This is a genomic window from Actinomadura sp. 9N407 (genome assembly GCF_044326315.1).
Classification (GTDB): Bacteria; Actinomycetota; Actinomycetes; order Streptosporangiales; family Streptosporangiaceae; genus Spirillospora.
The window spans coordinates 144,943-167,403 of record NZ_JBIRAW010000003.1; the positions used below are offsets into that span (position 1 = coordinate 144,943).

The window sequence follows — 22,461 nt, forward strand, 5'->3', positions numbered from 1 at the left end:
CGGATCCGATCGTCAGAAACCCCAGGAGTCACCCGTGACCCGTTTGCGCCACTCGGCCCGCGCCGCAGTCCTCGAGGAGAAGGAAGGCCCGTTCGTCTGGCAGGACATCGAGATCGACGACCCGCGCCCGGACGAGGTGCTGGTCCGCATGGTCGCGACCGGCATCTGCGCCACCGACGCCCACGTCCGCCGGCAGCAGATGCCGGTCCCGCTCCCGGTCGTCCTCGGTCACGAGGGCGCCGGCGTCGTGGAGCGGGTCGGCTCGGCGGTCGCCGGCCTCGAACCGGGCGACCACGTGGTCCTGAGCTACCACTCCTGCGGCCGGTGCCCGTCGTGCGTCTCCGCCCACCCCGCCTACTGCGACCTGGCCTGGGAGGCGAACTTCGCCGCCGCCCGGCTGGACGGCACCCAGGGGCTGCACCGAACGGGAGCCGAGCTGCACGGCCACTTCTTCGGCCAGTCGTCGTTCGCCACGCACGCACTGACCCACCGGCGGAACACCGTGAAGATCCCGTCGGACATCCCGCTCGAGCTCGCCGCCCCACTCGGGTGCGGGCTGCAGACCGGCGCGGGCACCGTGCTCCAGGCCTTTTCGGCCTCACCCGGCGTGTCGATCGGTGTCATCGGGGTCGGCGCGGTGGGGCTCGCCGCGGTCATGGCGGGGAACGTGGTCGGGGCCCGGGCCGTGGTGGCCGTCGACGTCGACGCGACCCGCCTCGACCTCGCCCGTGACCTCGGAGCGACCCACGTGATCGACGTCCGGAACACCGTCGACCTGTCCGCGACACTGCGGGACGTCACGCCCCGTGGTCTGGACATCGTGCTGGAGACCAGCGGCAGGGCGGAGAACCTGACCGCGGCCGTCGACTCGCTCGCCCCGCGGGGACGGGTGGGGATCGTGACGTTCGAGCAGGGCGCCGGCGGCGTGGTCACCTCGCCGCAGCTCGCGCTCGGGCGTTCGGTGCACGGCATCGCCCAGGGCGACGCCGTCTCGCCGCTGTTCCTCACCACACTGGCCGACCTCTACCGGGCCGGACGCTTCCCCATCGACCGGCTCGTCACCCCCTACGACTCCGACGACATCAACCAGGCGTTCGATGACGCCGCTGCCGGACGCGTGGTCAAGGCCGTGCTCCGGTTCCCCCGCTGATCCCCTCGGAAAGGACCTCGCGACCATGTGCGACAAGACCCAACGGCCGATCGCGGCGACCGACGAAGCCGGCTTCTTCGGGATCGACAACTACGGCTTCCCGGCCAACCTCGACGACCCGCTCGACCCGCCGGAGTACTACCCGCCCTACCTCGACACCGAGCACTTCCGGACGTACCACTACCACGTCGAGGAGCTCCGGGACGGCTTCTACTGGGTCACCAGCGCGGGCTACGACGCCGCGTTCGTGGTCACCGCGGACGGCGTGATCGCGATCGACGCCCCGCCGACGATCGGCGAGAACATGGTCGCGGCGATCGAGAGCGTCACCGACAAGCCGGTGACCCACCTGATCTACAGCCACTGGCACACCGACCACATCGGAGCGACCCCGGTCTACGGGCCGGACGTGGAGATCATCGCGCACGAGATCACCAAGGAGCTCCTCGAACGGTTCCCCGACCCGAACCGCCCGCCGCCCACGGTGACCTTCCGCGACACGTACACGCTCACGGTCGGCGGCGTGACCCTGGAGCTCGCGTACAAGGGCGAGAACCACTGCCCCGGCAACATCTTCATCCACGCGCCCGCACACCGCGTACTCACCGCGATCGACATCGTCAGCCCCGGCAGCGCCACGTTCATGCACTGCGACGCCTCGCAGAACATCTGGGCCTGGTACGAGGCCCACACCCAGCTCCTCGAGTACGACTTCGACTACTACATCGGCGGCCACCACATGCACTACGGCACCTACGAGCAGGTGAAGACCTGTGTCGAGTACTTCGCCGACATCCACGAGGGCGGCGTGGCCGCAGTGGCACGGTTCAGCCGCTCGGACCGGCTCGACGAGATCCTGGCCGCGACCGGCCCCGGCCGGGCCTGGGTCGGCAGCGAGAACGCGATCAACTCGATGGTCAACTACACGGTCAAGCACGTCCTGGAGAAGGAGACGAGCGACGGCCGGCTCTGGTCCGACCGGCTCGCCGGGGTGATCAGCCAGACCAAGTACCACGCCTACACCGTCGTCGAGGCCATCCGCCTGGAGCGGCCGCGGCCGCAGTCGGGCTACCGGCTGCGCGGGACGAACCCGCCGCCGTTCATCGCCTGAGACCGCCTCCCGGCAGACGGATCACCGTGCAGCAAGACCACTGGGCGCTGGGAACCGTCCGAGGCCCATGAGACCGATGACGACGGATCGTCCAGGACGTGCAGGACACCCCGCCGGTGACACCGGACCAACGGTCCACCCAAGACCACGACCCGGCCACCGTCGTGTGGCCGCGACAAGGAGCCGAGACCCGATGACCACCCCGGAGACGACGAGTTGGCCGAGCCTGCGGGTCTCGGACTGGACCCCCACCCGCGAGACCCTGCACATGTGGACCCAGATCGTGGGCAAGATCCGGATGGCCCACACCCCGCTGCTCAACCACTGGTGGCAGGTGACCCTGTACGTCAGCCCGCGCGGGCTGACGACGTCGGCCATCCCGCACCGCGCGGGGGCCTTCGAGATCGAGTTCGACTTCCTGGGCCACCGGCTCGAGATCCGCAGCAGCGACGGCGGCACCCGGAGCCTCCCGCTCCGGCCGATGCCGGTCGCCGAGTTCTACACCCGGATCCTGGCCATGCTCGACCAGCTCGGGATCCAGGCACCGATCCGGCCGCACCCCAACGAGGTCGAGCCGGCGATCCCCTTCGCCGAGGACCACCACCACGCCTCCTACGACGGCGAGGCGGCCGCCCTGTTCTGGCGACAGCTGCTGCAGGCCAACCGGGTGATCGGCGAGTTCCGCTCGCACTTCGTCGGCAAGGCCAGCCCCGTGCACTTCTTCTGGGGAGGGATGGACCTGGCCTGCACCCGCTTCTCCGGGCGGCCGGCACCGCCGCACCCCGGCGGAGTCCCCAACTGCGGGGACTGGGTCATGGTCGAGGGCTACTCCCGGGAACTGTCCAGCTGCGGGTTCTGGCCCGGCGGCGGACAGGAAGGCGCCTTCTACTCCTACGCCTACCCCGCACCCGACGGGTTCGCCGACCAGCCGATCGGCCCCGAAGGCGCGTACTTCAGCACCGAGTTCCAGCAGTTCCTGCTGCCCTACGAGGCCGCCCGCGCGGCACCCGACCCCGACCGCGCCGTCACCGAGTTCCTCCACACCACCTACCAAGCCGCCGCCGACCTCGGACGCTGGGACCGCTCGGCGCTGGAGGACACCCCCTTGCGGTGGCACGGAACCTCCGCCCCTCGCGGAAACGACGCTGCCTGACCGCACCGAGCCGCCGGCCTCCGACCGAGGGGTTCAGCACTCCTAGGCTGGAAATGATCGTGGCGATGGATGATCGACAGGAAGATCATCCATCGAGAACGGGGATCTACCTGGACCGTTTTCTCGATCTGCCCTCACGCCGAGTAGCAGCCGCCATTTCAGAACAGCCGCGCCATCACGTCTTGAAGGGAAAGAAACCATGGGATTCATCACCGTCGGGAATGAGAACAGCACCACGGTCGAGCTCTACTACGAGGACCAGGGCGCGGGTCAGCCCGTCGTCCTCATTCACGGTTACCCGCTGAACGGTCACAGCTGGGAACTCCAGACACGTGAGCTGCTCGCCGCCGGGTACCGCGTCATCACCTATGACCGTCGCGGGTTCGGCCGGTCGTCGAAGGTCGGGTCCGGCTACGACTACGACACGTTCGCCGCCGACCTGAACATCCTGCTGGAGACCCTCGACCTCCGCGACGTCATCCTCGTCGGATTCTCGATGGGTACCGGCGAACTCGCCCGCTACGTCTCGCGGTACGGCCACCAGCGGGTCGCCAAGCTCGCGTTCCTGGCCTCGCTGGAGCCCTTCCTCGTCGCCCGCGACGACAACCCTGAGGGCGTGCCGCAGAAGGTCTTCGACGGAATCGAGGCCGCGGCCAAGGGGGACCGCTACGCCTGGTACACGCAGTTCTTCTCCGACTTCTACAACCTCGACGACAATCTCGGCGTCCGGATCAGCCAGGAGGCGGTCACCGGCAGCTGGAACGTCGCGATCTCCAGCGCTCCCGTGGCGGCCTACGCGGTCGTCTCCTCATGGCTCGAGGACTTCCGCGCCGACGTCGAGGCGGTCCGCGCCAGCGGCAAGCCGGTCCTGATCCTGCACGGCACCGCCGACAACATCCTCCCCATCGACGCCACGGCCCGCCGCTTCCGTCAGGCCCTGCCCGAGGCGCGGTACATGGAGATCGAGGACGCCCCGCACGGCCTGCTCTGGACACACGCCGACGACGTCAACGCCGCGCTGCGGTCCTTCCTCGGCTGACCGATGGCGACGCGCTCCACCGCGACGGCCTGCGGTGGCGCAAGCTCGCCGGCGGACACCGAGCCGCCGCCGACGCGCGCGCCGCCAACGGCCGTACCGCGCCAGATCGGAGAACTGCAATGAGCAAACGACTCGGCCCACTGGTGTCGATCGTGCTGCTGGTCGCCGTCGCCGTGATCATCTATGGATCCGTGCGTCGGCGAGGAAGGCAAGGGATACCGCAATGACCACCCCAGAGGCTCGCCCGGCTTCCCACGTGTGCACCGAGGGCGACCTGCCGGGGCCGTGGGCGGAACGCGAGGGCAGAGCCCCGGTCGAGATCATCAGCGCCCGTGCCGTGCCGCTGGGTGGGCCGCGCGCGATGAACGTGCACCGCACACTGCCGCAACGGCAGCGTTCGTTGATCGGAGCGTGGTGCCTCGTCGACCGTTACGGGCCGGACGACGTGGCTGCCACCGGCGGGATGGACCTGGCGCCGCATCCGCACACCGGGCTGCAGACGGTCAGTTGGTTGTTCGAAGGGGCCATCGCCCACATCGACTCCGGCGGCAACAGCGCGGACGTCCTCCCCGGAGAGATGAACCTGATGACGGCCGGGGCCGGCATCTGCCACTCCGAAACCTCTGCCCTGGCCACCGGCCGGCTCCACGGGGTCCAGCTCTGGCTCGCCCTGCCGGAGGAGGTCCGTCACAGCGGGAGGCGAGGGTTCGAGCGTTTCGTGCCCGAGCCCGTCGAATTCGCCGGAGGGTCCGCACTGGTCTTCCTCGGTTCGCTTCTGGGTTCACGGTCGCCGGTGAGCATGTACACGCCGCTGGTGGGGGCCGAACTCGGGCTCGCCCCCGGCGCTGAGATCGATCTCGAGGTCGATCCCGGGTTCGAACACGGTCTCCTGGTGGACGCGGGCGAGTCCGTCACGCTCGAAGGCGTCCACGTACCCAAGGACGCCATGGGCTACACCGGGGTGGGGTCGGAGACACTCCGCATCGCCAACGGTGGCGACGAACCGGCCAGGCTCATGCTCCTGGGAGGTGCCCCGTTCGGCGAGGAGATCGTCATGTGGTGGAACTTCCTGGGCCGCTCGACGGAGGAGATCAGGCAGTACCGGAAGGAATGGGAGAACCACGGCGAGCGGTTCGGGCATGTCGAAGGGTACGTGGGACACGGCGGCCCGGGAAGGAACCGCGACGGGATGGCGAGAATCCCGGCCCCGGAGCTGCCCCAGGTCCGGATGCGGCCGAGGAGGAACCCCCCACCCCACGTACGGTTCGACGGCTGACCGACCCGGCCGGCGCTTACCCCGCCTCGTTCACGCGAACCGCTGTGCCCGCCCCCACCGAGTTGAACACCATCCCCACAGAGAGGTACCCGAAGTGACCGAGCAACGGACCGACAGAACCGGCGCCCCCGTACATATCGCGCTCGACGAGACACGCGCCATCAGCGCCTACACCGTGAGCCTGGACGACGGGACCGTCGCCGGCCGTGCGGACTTCCTCGACCCGCCGGAGGCCGGCGGCGAGCGCATCTTCTTCCACACCGAGATCGCCGAGGAGTTCGGCGGCCGTGGCCTGGCGGGACTCCTCGTCCGCGAGGCGCTGGCCGACAGCATCCGCAAGGGCCTCACCGTCGTGCCCGTGTGCCCGCTCTTCAGCAAGCACCTGGCCAAGCACGGCGAGGACTACACGGCCGAAGGCGGAAGGTTCCGCCGGCCGAGGCCGGCCGACCTCACCACCGTCAAGCAGGCGGTCAAGGGCGGGGCATGAGCGCGCGGCGTCCCTCCATCGACAAGGACCCGCCTCATCGCCGAGGCTGCTCAGCCTCGGCCTCTCAGTTCGCCGACATCGGACCGTGACGCGCGGAGGGACGGCCGCCACGGCGGCGGCCGCTCACGCGTCGTCAGGTCCTGATCCCGAGGAGCGCGGTATGCGATCACCGATACCTGACTATCTCGCTGAGGTGTGCGGGGCCGTCGAACCCGACAGATCCGGCGCGACCGCGGACTACATCCCCGAGCTCGCGGCAGCCGACCCGGAGCGACTGGGTGTGGCCTTCGCAATGGTGGACGGCGCGGTCTACGCCGCCGGCGACGTCGATCAGGCGTTCAGCATCCAATCGATCTCCAAGCCGTTCGCCTACGCGCTCGCGCTGGCGGACCGCGGTTTCGACACCGTGCTGGACAAGATCGGGGTCGAACCATCGGGAGAGGCCTTCAACGAGATCTCCCTGGAACCGGGGACCGGCCGCCCGCTCAACCCGATGATCAACGCGGGCGCGATCGCCACGCACTCCCTCGTCGGTACCGAGCAGATGGGGACCGGCGTCCGGCTGCAACGGATGATCGAAGGGCTGTCCGCATTCGCCGGGCGCAGCCTGGAGACCGATGAGTCGGTGTACACCTCGGAGATGGCACACGCCCATCGCAACCTCGCGATCGCGCACATGCTCCGAACCCACGACATCCTCACCGAGGACCCCGCGACAGTGGTCGAGGGCTACACCCGGCAGTGCTCTGTCCTGGTCACCGTGCGCGACCTCGCCGTGATGGCGGCGACCTTGGCCAACAACGGCGTCCACCCGGTCACCGGGCAGCGAGTGGTGCCGGGCCCGGTGGTGCGACAGGTCCTGAGCGTGATGTCCACCTGCGGGATGTACGACGCCGCCGGAGACTGGGCGACCCAAGTGGGCATCCCGGCGAAGAGCGGTGTGGCCGGAGGGCTGATCGGGGCCCTTCCGGGGCAGGTCGGTATAGCCACGTTCTCCCCACGGCTCGACTCACACGGAAACAGTGTCCGCGGGGTCTCGCTCTTCGAACGCTTCTCCTCCGACATGGGGCTGCATCTGATGGAGGTTCCGGCACCGGCACGCGCGGTCGTACGCGGTACACGCGTAGTGGGTACGGGGGCAGCCGCGGGGAGGGTCGTGGAGCTCCAAGGCGCGATCCGCTTCGCCGCCGCAGAGCGGCTCGTGCGCGAAATCGTGTCCATCGCGCCCGATGAGCCCGGTGTGGCTCTGGACCTCACACACGTCCACTCCATCGACGATGTGGCCCGCAGAATGCTGCTGGAGGTCGTGCGGCGGCTCACCCTCGACGGCCATGAGGTGTATCTGGTCGACCCGGAAGCGGTGGTGCCCGATCCCGACCCCGGCGACGGTGGCCGGGTCGTCACCGTCCGCACGGTGGAGGAGTTCGTGCACTGCCGTGGAGGATGACCGGCCGCACACGCGTCCGCGTCCGCCCTACCTCGCTGCACGGTCGCCACTCCGCGCCGGCCGACCCTGTCCTGCCGGCTCCCACGCCGCCTTGGTCGTCGTGGTCATCGCCCTTGGGGGGGGAAACGATGGGAGCGGCGGCGGCAAGTGCCTTACTCGGCGTCCTTGAAGGTCCACACTGCGCGGGTGCCCGGGCCGACGATGAGGGTCGACTGGCCCAACTGCTCCTTGTGCCGGTACTGAACGGGCCGGTTGAGCGACAGGTCGACCCGCCGCAGGCCTACCTGGTCGCGTGGAACGGCGTCGAATCGCATCATGGTGCCGCCACGGAGCGCGACAACACCGCCGCCTGGAACGGGGCGGACGGCGAACCCGCCGGCCCGCAGCAACGGAACCGTGTTGGCCAGGTCGCGGTCGGTGACCGCGAGGTGGATGCCGGTCACGTCACGCATCAGGCGGTCTCGGTAGTCGTCGGACAGGTAACGCTCCCGGCCGACGTCGCCGGGGTGATCGGCCGGCTCGGTGCCGCTGCGCGGGTCGGCGAAGTATTCAGGCAGGTATTCCATGCCCCAGGCACCGAACGTGTCGTACTGGGCGGTGGTGAACACCGCGTCGAACCACGGCACCGGGACGCCATCGCCGAAATCACGCGTTTGACGGAATTCGACCGGATCGGTGATGCCCTGATCCCGCAGCCGCTGGAGCACCGTCGCCAGGTCAGCGGCACGCTCGGTGGAGATCCCCATCCCGGCGGAGCCGAAGGTGCCGTCCTTGCCGGGCAGATCACCGACTCCGAACAGTTCGAGGTAGGTCTCGCGGCCCAGCAGGTAGCGACCGGTCCAGGTCTCCCCGCCGGAGCCGGTCGTGGTGCGCACCTGGAAGTTGGCGAATTCCCGCAGGTAGCCGGAGTGTTCGATGGCATCGGCGGTCTCCCGGTCGAGCACTCCGTAGGCATGGTTGTAGAACAACAGCTGCCGACCGGACGGCGGCCGCCCTTCTTCTGCGCGAGCCGTCCTCGCGCCACCATCGGCCACTCCGGCAAGGGTGACCGTGACGGCCGCGGCCAGCAACGTGATCATCCGCAACGTCCGAGGAATCGGCATGCGAACGATCGTAGAACGGGGAACACAGGACTGTATATGTCGTCCACCCGCACATGGACCACTGCCCTGGCCGGCACCCATTCGTCTTCGTCATCGCTGCGGGGGGCGACCCAGGTCCGGTGCTGAAACCGCCGTATGTGGGCCACGGACCGAAACGGTGCACATTCCCGGGCGAAAACAGTGGGATCGGTTCCCATAGCGGCCGTGAACACGAGGTTTCTAATTTTGAACCAGCTCGGTCCCACCCCTGACCTTCCGTCCGCCCTGCCGAGCCGCATGAGTCGTTTTCCTCATGGAGGCATCGACGGATAGGAGTTTTCGATGTTGCACCCCACCCCCGCCGAGGTGCCGCAGGCACCTGGAAGGACCGGAGGCGCCCGCCGTGGCCTCCTGGCCGCCGCACTGGCGGTCATCGCGGCCACGCTGGCCGCCGTCACCGCCCTGATGGTCCCGTCCGTCCCGGCCAGCGCCGCACCCGTGCACGACCCGGTCATCATGATTCCGGGCATGACCGGCAACACCTCGTCGATGGACACGATGAAGGGTGACCTGCAGTCCAGCGGCTGGCCCGCCGATCGCCTGTTCACCTGGACCGACAGCAGCAAGATGACCCAGGACCTGGCCGCGGCCGCCAGGGAACTGTCGGCCAGGGTCGACCAGGTCCGTTCCCAGACCGGCGCCTCCCGGGTCGTGCTGGCCACCTGGTCGGCGTCCACGCTGGCAGCGCGTTACTACATCAAGAACCTGGACGGCGGCGACAAGGTGTCGCAGTACATCGGGTTCGCCGGCCCCCAGCACGGCACCACCAACAACGGCTGCCAGTTCTACGTGTCGTGCCAGCAGTTCGCCTCGGCCACCACCCCGTTCCTGCGTGAGCTCAACTCCGGTACCGAGGTGCCCCACAGCGACAAGATCGCCTACATGACCCTGCGGTCGGTCAACGACATCAACGCCGCCCCCTACGACACCGCCAAGCTGGAGGGCGCCCACCTGAACCACCTGATGTCCGGTCCCATGGCGCCCACCCACTTCTCGATCATCAGGGACGCCACCGCCCTGGCGGAGATGCGCAGGTTCATCGTCGAGCACGAGGACACCTCCCCGCCGACCACTCCGCCCACCACCCCGCCGGTCTCGGGCACCTGCTTCGTCGCCGGCAACACCAGCCATGTGCAGGCTGGTCGCGCTCATGTCTTGTGGGGACAGACCTACGCCAATGGCTCCAGCCAGTACATGGGCGTCAACTCGGCCTACATCACCACCAAGCTGCGCCAGCAGTCGGCGAACCACTACGTGATCGACAACACCTGCACGTAGCCGGGCGCGGCCGGGCCGGGTGACAGCCCTCTTCGGCCCGGCCGCAGCTCCGCCGGCCAGCGCGCCAGGAACGCGTGCAGTGGCCTTCCGGACCTTTGACCATGGGCATGACCGCCACCTGGGCGGCGAGTGTGGCGGCGCGGTGCTGATCGTCTCCGAGCTCGGCGGGGACCGGCACCGCGGGTTCTGGGCGTCCTGGCCGCAGGCCGGGGCCTACATCACCACCCACCTGCACCTGCCCCAGAGCATCGCGCTGATCGCGGTCCTGATCGGCTCGGCGGTCCACTTCGTCGCCATTCCCGCCTAGGTCGCCCTGTCGGACCGCAGCAGCCGCAAACCGGTCACCCTGATCGGCTCAGTGGGTATGACGGGATGGGCCTTCGCCTTCTTCGCCCTGCTCGACACCAGAAATCCCATCGCCATCACCACGACGGTCACCGTGGGGCTGCTGCTGCACGGCGCCATGTACGGGCCACAGGCCGCCTTCATCGCAGAGCTGTTCGACACCACCGTGCGCTACTCGGGAGCCTCGGTCGGCACGCACCTGGCATCCGTCTTCGCCGGCGCCTTGTCCGCCCGAGCTCGCTGCTCTGAAGGCTGCGCCGTAGGCGTCGCTGTGAGACTGCCATTGACGATGCGACCTCGGCGTAGGAACGGGGTGCACCGGCTTTGTGCCGTGGTCACTGCACGGTTTCCTGATGGCTGACCTTGAGCAGGCGCAGCGCGACCTGGACCTCCAGCAGGCGGTCGGCTTGCCGCCAGGTGTCGCCGAGCAGCTGGGTGATGCGGCTCAGGCGTTGGGTGACGGTGTTGGCGTGCAGGTGGAGCGCCTGGGCGGTGTTCCGGGTGTTCTGGTTGGTGGAGCAGAACACCTCCAGGGTGCGCACCAGGTCCGAGCCGTGGCGGCGGTCGTAGTCCATGACAGGGCCGATCGTGGTGCGAACGAGGGAGGCGATGTCGGGCCGGCCGTTGAACAGGGTGCCGACGAACCCCAGGTCGCGGGCGTCGGCGACCTCACCGGCGCGTCCCAGCGCCAGGAGCGTCCGCATACACCGGGCGGCCTCCTCGTAGGCGGCCGCGATCTGGGGGACGTGCGTGGCCTGCGCCGTGCCGGCGGTGACCGGATGACGGCAGGCACGGGCCAGCTCGCGCATGGCGGCGCGGGCGACGGCGGCCGCGTCGTCGCCGGGCAGCAGCAGAACCACCGCCCCTTGATGGTGGGTGGCCAGGCCGCGCTGGCGGCGCGCCAGCGTCGCGATCAGGTTGTGGAGGCCCTCGTGGAAGGTTCCGTCGGTCTGGGCGACGACCATGGTGTGGCAGGCGTCCAGGTCCACGCCCAGAAGCCGGGCGCGGTGCTGGAGCAGGTCCAGGTCGTGGGGTTCGGTGGCCAGCAGCTCGGCCAGTAGCTCACCGCCGACCCGGGCCTGCGCCTCGGCGACGCGCCGGCGCGTCACCAGCACCAGTGAGGCCGCCAGGGCGGCGCGTTCCAGGATGCGGCGGTCGGTGTCGGCGATGGGCGTCTCGCCGAGCAGGACCAGCGCGCCCAGGTCTTCGGATTCGGTGATCATCGGGACGGCGCACAGCCCGTCGTGGACCAGGGTGTGGCCCGATGCGCGGGCTCGGGCGCCGACGTCGGCCAGTTCCTGGGCGGAGGGTGCGGTGATGGCGCCGGTGGCGGTGATCACTCCGCCGTGTTCGTTGACGATGACCACCTCGCCGGGCAGCACGTCGGTGGTGGCTTGGGCGACGTCGTCGACGCCCTTGCCCTGCAGCACCAGTTTGGTGAGCCGTTCGTGGACGTCGGCGGCGCGTTCCAGGTCCTTGATATGGGAGCCGATGGTGGTGTTGGCGACCCGCAGGTCCTCGACCGCCGAGCGCATCGCGGTCAGCAGCCGCGCGTTCTCGATCGCGACCGCCGCGTGGGCGCCGAGCATCGCCAGGGCGCTGATGTCGTGGGCGGTGAAGGCCCGCGTGCCCCGGTGCGCGGCCATCAGCACACCGATGACCTCCTGCTTGATCTTCAGGGGCACTCCTACCAGGGAGTCGATGCGCTCGGCGACCACGGTGCGGTCGATCTCCGGGGTGCGGACGATCGACTCGTCCTTCAGGTAGGAGGGCACGCTGTAGGGCTCGCCGGTACGGGCGACCAGGCCGCCCACCCCGCTGCCCTGCGGGAGCCGGAGTTCGTGGAGCAGACCGGAGATGTTGCCCGAGGCCGCCTTGATGTAGCAGTCCCCCCGGTCGCGGTCGCTGAGACTGATGTAGGCCAGGTCGCAGTCCAGCAGGCGGCGGGCGCGGTCGGAGATCGCCTGCAGGATCGAGTCCAGATCGCGCATGGAGGCCAGGTCGTTGGCGGTGTCGTTGAGCAACTGGAGTTCGGCCTCGTTGCGGCGATGCCGGGCCAGGGTCTCGCGCAGCCGCATCGCCACGGCCCGCTCCCGCTCCAGGCGGGCCAGCCCCGCAGCAGGGACACCGCCTGCCCGTGCCCGCTCGACCAGCGCGTCGAACGCGTCGGCATCGGCGTTCTCGACCAGCAGCCGAAGGAAGGATTCTTCTGGGACCACCGTCGTCACCTCATCGCGAAGCCGAGTCTTTTGGTGGTGTAGCGACTTTCACTATGACGGCTGTTCGACATCGCGCACCCCCGCCGGCCCGGCTTTCCGATCGCGGGCCGGCGAACTGCACGACAGGTGGAGTCCGACGTCACCATTCTCGGTTCGGCACCGTTCTCAGGTCCGCGAGGTTGCGGCGGATGCCCGCGCCGAGACGTTCCGCGACCTCGGTCTCGCGTCCGGACGGCCAGGGCAGCAGCCCCGCTCCGGAGGCGCGCCCATGGCGGTCTTCGCTCAGCGGCTTGTCGAGGCCGGGGAACACTTCTTTCTCCGTCGACAGATGGGGCGCCAGGTTGCCGAGGATGTCGCGGGTCAAGGCCAGGCCGATGTAGTCGGCGTTCTCCATCGGCCCCACGGCCGACCAGCGCAGTCCCAGGCTTGACCGCATGACGGTGTCGATGGTCGCCGGGTCGCACACGCCCTGGTCGAGCAGGGACAGCGCCTCGCGCACCAGCGCGAACTGCAGGCGGTTGCCGACGAAACCGGGAACATCACGCCGCAGCCGCACGGTGGTCTTGCCCATCGCGCTCAACAGGTCGCAGGCCTCATCAAGGACACGCGGGTCGGTGCGGGCACCTGGGGCGACCTCGACCAGGGGAACGAGATAGGGCGGGTTCCACCAGTGCACGCCCGCCAGCCGTTCGGGGTGCGCCATCCCCTCGGCCACCTGCGTGATCGACAGGACCGAGGTGTTGGTCCAGATCGGCGTCTCGGGCGCGGCGACGGCCTCCAGCGTGGCCATCACCTGATGCTTGTCCTCCAGCCGCTCGGGCACCGCCTCCACGAGTACGTCCACGTCCCGAACGATGTCGTGGAGCGCTTGCACCGTCGTGATGCGGGCGCCGATCGGCCCGGCCTGGGAACCGGGGACCCCGCACTGAGCCAGCGCTGGACCGACGCGGTGATGGAAGGTGGCCATGGTCTGGGGATCCACGTCATAGACGGCGGCACTATGGCCGGCCTTCGCCAATGCCACGGCGATTCCGTGGCCCATGAGGCCGCCGCCTACGATGCCGAACCGAGTCATGGATCATGCCCCATTCCCATTGGCCGATACTGGAGCCCGTTCGCCGGCCCGCCGCACTTTCGCGGCCGGGACCGCAGCTTATGGCTCCCCCGGGAATCACACGTTAGGTCGGCGGCGAACCCGGTTCAATGTGGTTCGTTCACACTGCCGTTCCTGCGGAGTGTGACCTCTTCCCGCCCCACGGGGAAGGATCTGCGCTTACGGCGAGCAGGGCGACGACCTTGGACGGGAAAACTCCTTCAGCGGTGTGGACAGGCGCTGATCCAACCGTCGAATTATGGGGACACGCACCATAGATGGCTTCGAGAGAGAGGCTTTCTAATGGTCGGCGTCGTGATCGCCATTTCAGCGACACGCTCGTCCAGAGCATAGGGCTCACGCCTTGGCCCTGAATGGACGCCCAGTGCCCGCCTATCCTCCGAGCAGCCGGAACATGGAGAAACCCGTATGGACAAAGTGATCGCGAGCGCCGCTGAAGCGGTCGCCGATATCGGGAACCACGCTTCTTTGGCGGTGGGCGGGTTCGGGCTGTGCGGCATTCCCGAAACGCTCATCCGTGCCGTACACCACCAGGGCGCCGGTGAACTGCGACTGGTCTCCAACAACTGCGGCGTGGACGGACGGGGCCTGGGCATCCTGCTGGCCTCGGGCCGCGTCGCCCGCGTCACCGCCTCCTACGTGGGCGAGAACAAGGAGTTCGCCCGCCAGTATCTGGCCGGTGAGCTGGAGGTGGAGCTGATCCCCCAGGGCACGCTCGCCGAGCGGCTGCGCGCCGGCGGGATGGGGATCCCCGCCTTCTACACGCCCGCCGGTGTCGGTACTCAGATCGCCGGCGGCGGCCTGCCCTGGCGCCATGACGCCCGCGGTGGGGTCGCCGTGGCCTCCCCGCCTCGGGAGATCCGCCTTTTCAAGGGCCGCGAGCACGTCCTCGAAGAGGCGATCACCTGTGACTTCGCCCTGGTGCACGCCGCCCGCGGCGACCGGTTCGGCAACCTGGTCTTCCGCCGTACGGCCGCCAACTTCAACCCGCTGGCAGCGATGACCGGCCACCTCACCATCGCCGAGGTCGAGGAACTCTGCGAGCCGGGGGAATTGGACCCCGACCAGGTCCACCTGCCCGGCGTGTTCGTGCAACGCGTCGTCGCGCTGACCCCCGAACAGGCCGCCGGCAAGGCCGTCGAACGCCGCACGGTCACCGAGAGGACCCCGTCCTGATGCCCTGGAACCGCGACCAGATGGCCGCCCGTGCCGCCGCCGAGCTCACCGACGGCAGCTACGTCAACCTCGGCATCGGACTGCCCACGCTGGTTCCCGACCACCTCCCGGCGGACGTGCGCATCGTCCTGCATTCGGAGAACGGCATCCTGGGCACCGGCCCTTACCCGGCCGCCGACGCCGTCGACCCCGACCTGATCAACGCGGGCAAGGAGACCGTCACCGTCCTGCCGGGCGCCTGCTTCTTCGACTCGGCCCTGTCGTTCGGCATGATCCGCGGCGGCCACATCGACACCGCGATCCTCGGCGCGATGCAGGTGTCGGCGCGCGGCGACCTGGCCAACTGGGTGATCCCCGGCAAGATGGTCAAGGGCATGGGCGGCGCGATGGACCTGGTCCACGGCGCGCGCCGCGTGCTGGCCCTGACCGAGCACAACGCCCGGGACGGCAGCCCCAAGATCGTCACCGAGTGCACCCTGCCGCTCACCGGCATCGGCTGCGTGCAGCGGATCATCACCGACCTGTGCGTCCTGGACATCACGCCCGGCGGCCTGCGGCTCGTCCAGACCGCCCCTGATGTCACCTGGGACGACGTCAGGGCCGCGACCGGCGCACCGGTCCTCGTTCCCGAGCGCGCCTGACGCTCCCCGTCCCCCGAGACGCTGTGGCCCGTCGGCAACCCCTGACCACGCCGAACCCTGGCCAGGACTCGGCCGAACAGCGGTGTGCACCGAGCACCGCCTGACTGCCGAAATGTGGGATTCGTTCACGTACCCCACTGATCCACGCGGAACTTAGCGTTCCCTGTCACAGCCGCCTGTGGCGCAGGTCACCACAAAGGCGCCCTTCGGACGAGCCTCCACTCGCGCCCGCCGGCGCCATCCGACCACCTCCCGCAACCCAGAGAGCAGCGATCCCATGACCGACGCCACCGACTCCGCACCACGACCGGCCCGTTCAGGGGGCATCGGCCGCATCGTCGGCGCCTCCCTGATCGGCACCACCGTCGAGTGGTACGACTTCTTCCTCTACGGCAGCGCCGCCGCGCTGGTGTTCAACACGTTGTTCTTCCCCACCGGCGACCCGCTGGTCGGGACCCTGATCGCGTTCGTCACCTACGCGGTCGGCTTCCTGGCCCGGCCGCTGGGCGGCGTGGTGTTCGGCCACTTCGGCGACAAGATCGGCCGCAAGAAACTGCTGGTGATCAGCCTGATGATGATGGGCGGGGCGACGTTCGCCATGGGGCTGCTGCCCACTCACGCCACCATCGGGATCGCGGCCCCGGTACTGCTCACCGTCCTGCGTCTGGTCCAGGGGTTCGCGCTGGGCGGTGAGTGGGGCGGCGCGGTGCTGATCGTCTCCGAGCACGGCGGCGCCGAGCGGCGCGGCTTCTGGGCGTCCTGGCCACAGGCCGGCGCACCCGGCGGGAACCTGCTGGCCACCGGCGTGCTGGCGCTGCTGGCGGCCGTGCAGTCCGACGAGGCGTTCCTGGCCTGGGGCTGGCGCGTGCCGTTCCTGCTGTCGGGCGTCCTGGTGATCATCGGGCTGTGGATTCGGGTGTCGGTCTCGGAATCGCCGGTGTTCCTGGAGGCCAAGGCCCGCGCCGACGCCCGCGCCGAGGCCCTCGGCGAGGCCGGCAAGGAGTCGGCACCGGTCCTCCAGGTGTTCCGCACAAGCCGGCGGCAGGTTCTGGGAGCCATCGGCACCCGGTTCGGGGAGAACGTCTCCTACTACATCCTCACCTCGTTCCTGCTGGTCTATGTCACCACGCACCTGGAGTTGAGCAAGGGCACCGCGCTGAACGCCGTGCTGATCGGCTCGGCGATCCACTTCGTCACCATCCCGCTGTGGGGCGCGCTGTCGGACCGGATCGGCCGCCGCCCGGTCACCCTGATCGGCTCGACCGGCATGGCGGTCTGGGCGTTCGCGTTCTTCGCGCTGGTGGACACCAGGTCCTTCCCCATCATCACCCTGGCCGTCACGGTCGGCCTGCTGCTGCACGGCGCGATGTACGGCCCCCAGGCCGCTTTCATCTCCGAAATGTTCGACACCCGCGTGCGCTACACCGGCGCCTCCATGGGCTCCCAGCTCGCCTCCATCATCGCCGGGGCGATGGCCCCGATCATCGCCGTCCAGCTCCTCAAGGACTTCGACTCCGCCATCCCCATCGCCGTGTACGTGTGCCTGGCCGCGGCCCTCACCACCCTCACCGTCGCGGTGATCAAGGAGACGCGCGGCCGTGACCTGTCCCGTCCGGTGACCGGCGACCGAACCCCTGCGGTGCCCGCCAAGCAGCCGGTCCCCGGCTCATGACGCCCCGCCCCGCGAGCACCCCGTCCAGAAAGGCCGTCATGAACCCACACAAGGCCCTGCTCGCAACAGGTGCCATCGCGCTGGCCGGCCTGACGGCCGTCCCCGCCCAAGCGGCTCCGGCACCTGCCCAGAACTGCACCGAGCTGGCGGGAGTGACCATCCCGGCATCGGCGCTCGGTCTCGCGACCGGCGGCGGGCAGGTTCGCCAGGCGACGCTGGTCCCTGCGTCCGGGCAGGGCGCTTCGGCCGTAGGCGAGCACTGCCGGGTGGACGCGGCCCTGCGGCCGGTGGACCCGGCCGCGCCCGACATCCTGATGAGGGTCGCCCTGCCCACGGCCTGGAACGGCAAGACCATGATGTTCGGCGGCGGCGGATACGACGGCACCATCCCCAACATCGCCGGCAACGTCCCCTACGGCCCGGCCGACCAGCCCACCCCGCTGGGACGCGGCTATGCCACTTTTGCCAGCGACTCCGGGCACCAGGCGGCACCCGACTTCCAGCCGACCACCACGCTGGACGGCTCGTTCGCGACCAACGACGAGGCGCTGCGCAACTTCGCAGGCGATGCGCTCAAAAAGACACGCGACGCGGCGGCCTACCTCATCGGCAAAAGGTACGCCGGGGCCAAGCCCACCCACAGCTACTTCGCCGGCGGCTCCTCAGGAGGACGCGAGGCACTCGCGGTGGCGCAGCGCTGGCCACGCGACTTCGACGGGGTCATCGCGGTCTACCCCGCCTGGAACGCCGCTGCCCTGGACCTGTTCTTCGGGTACCAGGCTCAGATCCTGTCGCAGCCGGGAGCCTTCCCCGGACCGGCCGAGCAGGAGCTCCTGCACCAGCGCGTGGTCGACGCCTGCGACAGCCGCGACGGCCTGCGCGACGGGGTCGTCTCCAATGAGCGGGGCTGCCGCTTCGACCCCCGCGTCCTGCGCTGCGCCACCGGCCACTCCCAGGACGGCACCTGCCTGACCGACCGGCAGATCCGCGCCGTCCGAAAGCTGTCGGCACCGCTGCGGCTGCCCTACCGGATCGCCAGCGGCGAGACCGGGTATCCCGGCTTCCCGTTCCTGTCGGGCGCGGCCATGACCACGCCGCTGCTGGGCATGGGTACCACGGCCCCGGCCCACCCCATGCCCAAGGCCAGCGGCTACGGCGTCCAGTTCTGGGACCAGTGGATCCGCTACGCCGTCACCAGGGACCCCGCATACGACTCGCTGGCGATCGATCCCCGCCGGCCCGGCAAGTGGCGCGACCGCATCAGCGGGCTGTCGGCTCTGCAGGACGTCAACGACCCCGACCTGCGCCGCTTCGCCGCCGGCGGCGGCCGTCTGCTGATCGTCCACGGCCTGGCCGACGAACTGGTCAGCCACCGATCCACCGCGCAGTACTTCGCCCGGGTCCGCGCGACCATGGGAGCAGCGGCGACGGCGCGGTTCGCCCGGTTCTACACCGTGCCCGGAGCCAACCACGTCAACATCGAAGCGGCCTTCGCCGCCGGGTGGGACTCGCTCACCGCCCTGGAGGGATGGGTCGAGAACTCCGCCGCTCCGCAACGTCCCACCGTCAAGGACAACAACCCGGCCGCCGCGGGACGCACCCGACCACTGTGCGAATACCCCTACTGGCCCCGCTACAAGGGCTCGGGCGACCCCAACGACGCCGGAAGCTTCGCCTGTGCACGGTTCTGACCCACGCCGCCTGCTTCGCAGCGGGCCCGGTGGCGGTGGCGTAGCTCCGGGTCGGCCAACCGCCCGGGGCGGGCGGCCAAGGGTTGACCTGCCATTCCTCATAACATACATTCATCCATCACTTGTATGAATGAAGGGTGGCGGGTGCGGATGCGGGGCAGGACGGCCGTGGTGCTGGGCGGTAGCGTGGCGGGGCTGTGCTCGGCTGGAGTGCTCGCGGAGCACTTCGACGAGGTGGTCGTGCTGGAGCGGGACGAGCTTCCGCCTGGCGCGGAGCACCGCCGGGGGGTACCGCAGAGCAAGCACCCGCATTTCCTCCTCAATTCCGGCCGCCGCGCGATCGGCGAGATCTTCCCCGGTTTCGAGAAGGCGCTGATCGCCGGCGGCGGGATGCATCTGATGCCGTCGATGGACGCGGCCTACTGCGAGAACGACGGCTGGGCCCCGCGCAAGTCCGGCTCGATGACGATGGTCTACAGCTCCCGGGTGCTCATCGAACGGGTCCTGCGCGACAAGGTCCGCGAACTGCCCGCCATCGAGATCCGCGAGGGCGTGACCGTCACCGGGCTGCGGTCCACCGGGGGCGGCACCACGCGCGGGCGCGTCGAGGGAGTCGAGTACCGCACCTCCGCCGGCGATGAGGATTACCTGGCCGCCGACCTGGTCGTCGACGCGCTGGGGCGCGGCTCATCGGTCACCGACTGGCTCGGCGCGGACGGCTGGTCCGTGCCACCGGAGAAGACCCTCGACGCCAAGGTCACCTACATCTCGCGGTGGTACGACCTGCCCCCCGCCGGCCGGCGCCCCGAATCGTGGTGGTGGAAGCACCTGGTCATCACTCCGACCCAGGACACCGGCGACCACCCCGAAGAGCACGAGTTCCTCAGCAACTTCTTCCCGATCGAGGGCGACCGCGCCATCGTCTGCATGGGATCGTGGGGCATCCAGATGCCGCGCAGGACCGACGCGTTCGAGGCCGCGCTGAGCCGTGTGCGGGCCACGGCCTTCGGCCAGGCGGCCGATGCCTGCACCCCGACCTCCGAAGTGCACCTGACTCGTTCGACCGGCAACAGATGGCGCCGCTTCGACCTGGTCGACGTGCCCCCGATCGGGCTGGTCTGCGTCGGCGACTCGGTCTGCGCCTTCAACCCGTTCTACGCGCAGGGGATGAGCTCGGCCGCCCGCTCCGCGCTCATCCTCGGCAGGCTGCTCCGCGGCCGCGACGCTGTGGATCTGGCCTTCTCCCGCGAGTTCCTCGACCGGCAGAAGAAGTCCCTCGAGGTGCCCTGGATGCTCGCGATGGCACGTGACCAGGCCTACGACTTCGCGACCGGGACCGAGGTCGCCGCCCCCTGGCGGCGCAGGCTGGCCGCGCGGTTCAGCTGGCCGATCTTCAACGCCATCAACGCCACCAGCCGCGAGGACGCCTACGTCGAGGAGACCTTCGCCCAGGTGTTCAACCTCGACAAGTCGCTCAAGGAGATGATCACCGACCCGAGGTTCTGGTTCGGCCTCGCGCGCTACAACGTGCGCCGGCGGCTCGGCCGCACGGTGGTGCCCGGCGGGTTCGACGCCCGGCGCGACCCGCCGGGCACCGACTTCACCGGCTACCGCGGCCCGGGGCGTGCGCCGTCCAATGGAGCCCGCCGCGGTGACGACCGCGTCGGCGCCTGACCCGGAGGCCAGGAATGGACTACACCTGTGACGCGGCGGCCGAGCGTGTCGCTGAAGGACTCGGCTTCTCCTGCGACGACGCCGATCCCGTGATCGACTTCCGCAACCCGCTCGGCCTCGAGAACGGCACCATGCCGGTCCTCGAACTGCTCATCATCGGCGGCGCCGTGTTCGCGCTCGTCCACGCGTGGCGGCGGTGGCGGCGCGACGGCGACCCGGTCAACATCTCGCTGTGGTTCGCCTCGGTCGTCTACCTGGCCGTGATCGAGCCGCCGCTCTACTTCCCCGGCTGGTTCGGTCTGGAGGAGCACGTCGGGTTCATCTTCTCCCACAACGTGTTCACGGTGCAGTTCATGTACGACCGGCTGCCGCTCTATATCGTGGCCTTCTACCCCGCGCTGTCGCAGCTCGCCTACGAGCTGATCCGGGCCCTGGGCGTCTTCGCGCGGCGGGGCCCGCTGCTCGGCTCGGTGGCGGTCGCGTTCGCCTGCCAGGTCTTCTACGAGATCTTCGACCACCTGGGGCCCCAGCTGAAGTGGTGGGCCTGGAACCACGACAACGAGACGATCAACCAGCCGGCGTTCGCCTCGGTGCCGATGAACAGCATGCTCCTGTTCGCCTCGGTCTCCTTCGGCGCGATGACCTACCTCGTGGTCCGCCTGGTCGGGGAGAAGGACGGTCGCGGCACTCTCTCCGGCAGGCGGATCGGCCTGCGGACCGTCGCCGCAGGTGCCCTGACGCCGCTGGCGATGATCATCGTGAGCGCCCCCAGCGGCGCCTTCCGCGGTGAGGACCGGCTCGGAATCCAGCGGGCCATCCTCGGTACCGAACTCGCCGTGGTCTGGATCATCGGCCTCTACCTGCTGGTGGACGCCTGGCGCGCGGTACGCCTCGGCACGGTGGATCCGATGGAATCGCCGCTGTTCGTACGGATCTACCCGGCGCTGTACCTGGGTGTCCACGTCGTCCTGTGGCTGATCGCATTGCCGGCGTACGTCGCGGCCACCAACGGAGTCACCGAGCAGGGCACGCCGATCGGCAGCCTGTGGTACGCGACCGCGTGCACCGTCGCCGCGACCGGATTCATCCTGGTCGCGTTCCGTGCGACCATGCCGCGCCCGGTCGCGGAGCCTGTGCGATCCTAGGTTCATGGCGCGCCACGGCTGGGGGGGCCGGCCTCCCGCATCAGATGCCGAGGCCTGGCAGCGCATCGTCGACGCGACCGCCCGCTGCATCGACAGGCACGGCGTCGCCAAGACGACCCTGTCCGACGTCGCGAACGAGCTCGGTGTCACCCGCCAGACCGTCTACCGCCACTTCGACCGGATCAGCGACATCATCGGCGAGGTCGCGGCCCAGGGCGCGGAGTCGTTCGTCGATCGGCTGATCGCCCATCTCCAGGGAATCAGCGATCCGGCCGAGGCCGTCGTCGAGGGCATGGTCTTCTGCGTGCGGACCATCCCCACCGAGCCGCGGCTGAGCCTGCTGCTGCAACTCGGGGACTCCAACGCCTTCGGCCGCGGCGCCACCACCGCGGACACCATCGCCTACGGCGCCAAGATGCTGCAGCGCTTCCCCGTCGACTGGGCGGCCGCCGGCATCGGCGAAGATGATCTCAACGGTCTCGCCGAGATCATCATGCGACTCCTGACATCGCTGCTGCAGCACCCTGGCCGGCCGATGCAGGACGAAGCCCGGCTCCGCGCCCTCCTCAACCGCTGGCTGGCCCCCGCGTTCAACACGGCACGGTAGCCGCCGCCTGCGAAGGCGCACCGATCAATCACCGCGACTCGATCGCGACAGCGTCCATTTCCGGCCCGGGCATCAGACGGACACCTCCTGCTAC

Annotated in this window: 20 protein-coding genes; 17 read left to right on the forward strand and 3 right to left on the reverse strand. The window is 69.5% G+C overall.

Annotated elements, in window-relative coordinates:
- Window positions 1-34 precede the first annotated feature (34 nt).
- From ACH34Q_RS06140 to ACH34Q_RS06170, 7 genes are all read left to right on the forward strand, one after another.
- Window positions 35-1,150, forward strand: a complete 1,116-nt coding sequence (locus ACH34Q_RS06140) for an NAD(P)-dependent alcohol dehydrogenase (RefSeq protein WP_395981764.1) — start codon at window positions 35-37, stop codon at window positions 1,148-1,150.
- A gap of 25 nt (window positions 1,151-1,175) precedes the next feature.
- Window positions 1,176-2,261, forward strand: a complete 1,086-nt coding sequence (locus ACH34Q_RS06145) for an MBL fold metallo-hydrolase (RefSeq protein WP_395981765.1) — start codon at window positions 1,176-1,178, stop codon at window positions 2,259-2,261.
- A 193-nt stretch (window positions 2,262-2,454) separates the two neighbouring features.
- Window positions 2,455-3,414, forward strand: a complete 960-nt coding sequence (locus ACH34Q_RS06150; RefSeq protein WP_395981766.1) for a DUF5996 family protein — start codon at window positions 2,455-2,457, stop codon at window positions 3,412-3,414.
- 199 nt (window positions 3,415-3,613) lie between these two features.
- A complete protein-coding gene (locus tag ACH34Q_RS06155) occupies window positions 3,614-4,453 on the forward strand; it encodes an alpha/beta fold hydrolase (protein ID WP_395981767.1) in 840 nt (279 codons plus the stop codon).
- A 223-nt stretch (window positions 4,454-4,676) separates the two neighbouring features.
- Complete coding sequence (locus tag ACH34Q_RS06160; RefSeq protein WP_395981768.1) at window positions 4,677-5,729, forward strand: pirin family protein; 1,053 nt, start codon at window positions 4,677-4,679, stop codon at window positions 5,727-5,729.
- 94 nt (window positions 5,730-5,823) lie between these two features.
- Window positions 5,824-6,216 carry a GNAT family N-acetyltransferase gene (locus ACH34Q_RS06165; RefSeq protein ID WP_395981769.1) on the forward strand — a complete coding sequence of 131 codons (393 nt, stop codon included), beginning with the start codon at window positions 5,824-5,826 and terminating at the stop codon, window positions 6,214-6,216.
- A gap of 160 nt (window positions 6,217-6,376) precedes the next feature.
- Entirely contained in the window at window positions 6,377-7,663 is a 1,287-nt protein-coding gene (locus ACH34Q_RS06170) for a glutaminase (RefSeq protein WP_395981770.1), read from the forward strand.
- A gap of 152 nt (window positions 7,664-7,815) precedes the next feature.
- Here ACH34Q_RS06170 and ACH34Q_RS06175 read toward each other — a convergent pair whose 3' ends face one another.
- Window positions 7,816-8,766, reverse strand: coding sequence for a DUF5829 family protein (locus ACH34Q_RS06175; RefSeq protein WP_395981771.1), 951 nt, complete (start codon window positions 8,764-8,766; stop codon window positions 7,816-7,818).
- Window positions 8,767-9,087: 321 nt separating this feature from the next.
- Here ACH34Q_RS06175 and ACH34Q_RS06180 point away from each other — a divergent pair, with 321 nt between their 5' ends.
- The 3 genes from ACH34Q_RS06180 to ACH34Q_RS06190 all read left to right on the forward strand — a co-directional run bounded on the left by ACH34Q_RS06180 (window position 9,088) and on the right by ACH34Q_RS06190 (window position 10,789).
- Window positions 9,088-10,083, forward strand: a complete 996-nt coding sequence (locus tag ACH34Q_RS06180) for an esterase/lipase family protein (RefSeq protein ID WP_395981772.1) — start codon at window positions 9,088-9,090, stop codon at window positions 10,081-10,083.
- A gap of 79 nt (window positions 10,084-10,162) precedes the next feature.
- Window positions 10,163-10,390 (forward strand): hypothetical protein, encoded by a 228-nt coding sequence (locus ACH34Q_RS06185; RefSeq protein WP_395981773.1) that lies wholly within the window; start codon window positions 10,163-10,165, stop codon window positions 10,388-10,390.
- A 6-nt stretch (window positions 10,391-10,396) separates the two neighbouring features.
- Window positions 10,397-10,789 (forward strand): MFS transporter, encoded by a 393-nt coding sequence (locus ACH34Q_RS06190; protein ID WP_395982069.1) that lies wholly within the window; start codon window positions 10,397-10,399, stop codon window positions 10,787-10,789.
- On the opposite strand, the gene ACH34Q_RS06195 is transcribed toward ACH34Q_RS06190, so the two are convergent.
- Window positions 10,764-12,647 carry a helix-turn-helix domain-containing protein gene (locus tag ACH34Q_RS06195; RefSeq protein ID WP_395981774.1) on the reverse strand — a complete coding sequence of 628 codons (1,884 nt, stop codon included), beginning with the start codon at window positions 12,645-12,647 and terminating at the stop codon, window positions 10,764-10,766. The two genes, ACH34Q_RS06190 and ACH34Q_RS06195, sit on opposite strands and share 26 nt — an antisense overlap.
- 139 nt (window positions 12,648-12,786) lie before the next feature.
- Window positions 12,787-13,722, reverse strand: coding sequence for a 3-hydroxyacyl-CoA dehydrogenase family protein (locus ACH34Q_RS06200; RefSeq protein ID WP_395981775.1), 936 nt, complete (start codon window positions 13,720-13,722; stop codon window positions 12,787-12,789).
- Between the two features lie 447 nt (window positions 13,723-14,169).
- Here ACH34Q_RS06200 and ACH34Q_RS06205 point away from each other — a divergent pair, with 447 nt between their 5' ends.
- The 7 genes from ACH34Q_RS06205 (at window position 14,170) to ACH34Q_RS06235 (ending at window position 22,367) form a co-directional block, all read left to right on the forward strand.
- Window positions 14,170-14,937 carry a CoA transferase subunit A gene (locus ACH34Q_RS06205; RefSeq protein WP_395981776.1) on the forward strand — a complete coding sequence of 256 codons (768 nt, stop codon included), beginning with the start codon at window positions 14,170-14,172 and terminating at the stop codon, window positions 14,935-14,937.
- Window positions 14,937-15,578 (forward strand): 3-oxoacid CoA-transferase subunit B, encoded by a 642-nt coding sequence (locus ACH34Q_RS06210; protein WP_395981777.1) that lies wholly within the window; start codon window positions 14,937-14,939, stop codon window positions 15,576-15,578. The genes ACH34Q_RS06205 and ACH34Q_RS06210 overlap by 1 nt, the downstream gene beginning before the upstream one ends.
- A 277-nt stretch (window positions 15,579-15,855) precedes the next feature.
- Window positions 15,856-17,250 (forward strand): MFS transporter, encoded by a 1,395-nt coding sequence (locus tag ACH34Q_RS06215; RefSeq protein ID WP_395981778.1) that lies wholly within the window; start codon window positions 15,856-15,858, stop codon window positions 17,248-17,250.
- 38 nt (window positions 17,251-17,288) lie between these two features.
- On the forward strand, window positions 17,289-18,941 hold the full coding sequence (locus tag ACH34Q_RS06220; RefSeq protein ID WP_395981779.1) for a tannase/feruloyl esterase family alpha/beta hydrolase: 1,653 nt from the start codon (window positions 17,289-17,291) through the stop codon (window positions 18,939-18,941).
- Between the two features lie 150 nt (window positions 18,942-19,091).
- Window positions 19,092-20,615: an FAD-dependent oxidoreductase gene (locus tag ACH34Q_RS06225; protein WP_395981780.1), complete on the forward strand. Its 1,524-nt coding sequence runs from the start codon at window positions 19,092-19,094 to the stop codon at window positions 20,613-20,615.
- Between the two features lie 14 nt (window positions 20,616-20,629).
- Window positions 20,630-21,760, forward strand: a complete 1,131-nt coding sequence (locus ACH34Q_RS06230; protein WP_395981781.1) for a hypothetical protein — start codon at window positions 20,630-20,632, stop codon at window positions 21,758-21,760.
- Window positions 21,761-21,764: 4 nt separating this feature from the next.
- Entirely contained in the window at window positions 21,765-22,367 is a 603-nt protein-coding gene (locus ACH34Q_RS06235) for a TetR/AcrR family transcriptional regulator (RefSeq protein WP_395981782.1), read from the forward strand.
- Window positions 22,368-22,461 lie beyond the last annotated feature (94 nt).

Bases quoted from the DNA above. Each gene is read 5' to 3' on its own strand.
- ACH34Q_RS06225 (WP_395981780.1), top strand. From the start codon at position 19,092: ATGCGGGGCAGGACGGCCGTGGTGCTGGGCGGTAGCGTGGCGGGGCTG.
- ACH34Q_RS06220 (WP_395981779.1), top strand. From the start codon at position 17,289: ATGAACCCACACAAGGCCCTGCTCGCAACAGGTGCCATCGCGCTGGCC.
- ACH34Q_RS06210 (WP_395981777.1), top strand. From the start codon at position 14,937: ATGCCCTGGAACCGCGACCAGATGGCCGCCCGTGCCGCCGCCGAGCTC.
- ACH34Q_RS06150 (WP_395981766.1), top strand. From the start codon at position 2,455: ATGACCACCCCGGAGACGACGAGTTGGCCGAGCCTGCGGGTCTCGGAC.
- ACH34Q_RS06170 (WP_395981770.1), top strand. From the start codon at position 6,377: ATGCGATCACCGATACCTGACTATCTCGCTGAGGTGTGCGGGGCCGTC.
- ACH34Q_RS06145 (WP_395981765.1), top strand. From the start codon at position 1,176: ATGTGCGACAAGACCCAACGGCCGATCGCGGCGACCGACGAAGCCGGC.
- ACH34Q_RS06230 (WP_395981781.1), top strand. From the start codon at position 20,630: ATGGACTACACCTGTGACGCGGCGGCCGAGCGTGTCGCTGAAGGACTC.
- ACH34Q_RS06205 (WP_395981776.1), top strand. From the start codon at position 14,170: ATGGACAAAGTGATCGCGAGCGCCGCTGAAGCGGTCGCCGATATCGGG.
- ACH34Q_RS06155 (WP_395981767.1), top strand. From the start codon at position 3,614: ATGGGATTCATCACCGTCGGGAATGAGAACAGCACCACGGTCGAGCTC.
- ACH34Q_RS06175 (WP_395981771.1), bottom strand. From the start codon at position 8,766: ATGCCGATTCCTCGGACGTTGCGGATGATCACGTTGCTGGCCGCGGCC.
- ACH34Q_RS06215 (WP_395981778.1), top strand. From the start codon at position 15,856: ATGACCGACGCCACCGACTCCGCACCACGACCGGCCCGTTCAGGGGGC.
- ACH34Q_RS06200 (WP_395981775.1), bottom strand. From the start codon at position 13,722: ATGACTCGGTTCGGCATCGTAGGCGGCGGCCTCATGGGCCACGGAATC.
- ACH34Q_RS06160 (WP_395981768.1), top strand. From the start codon at position 4,677: ATGACCACCCCAGAGGCTCGCCCGGCTTCCCACGTGTGCACCGAGGGC.
- ACH34Q_RS06180 (WP_395981772.1), top strand. From the start codon at position 9,088: ATGTTGCACCCCACCCCCGCCGAGGTGCCGCAGGCACCTGGAAGGACC.
- ACH34Q_RS06235 (WP_395981782.1), top strand. From the start codon at position 21,765: ATGGCGCGCCACGGCTGGGGGGGCCGGCCTCCCGCATCAGATGCCGAG.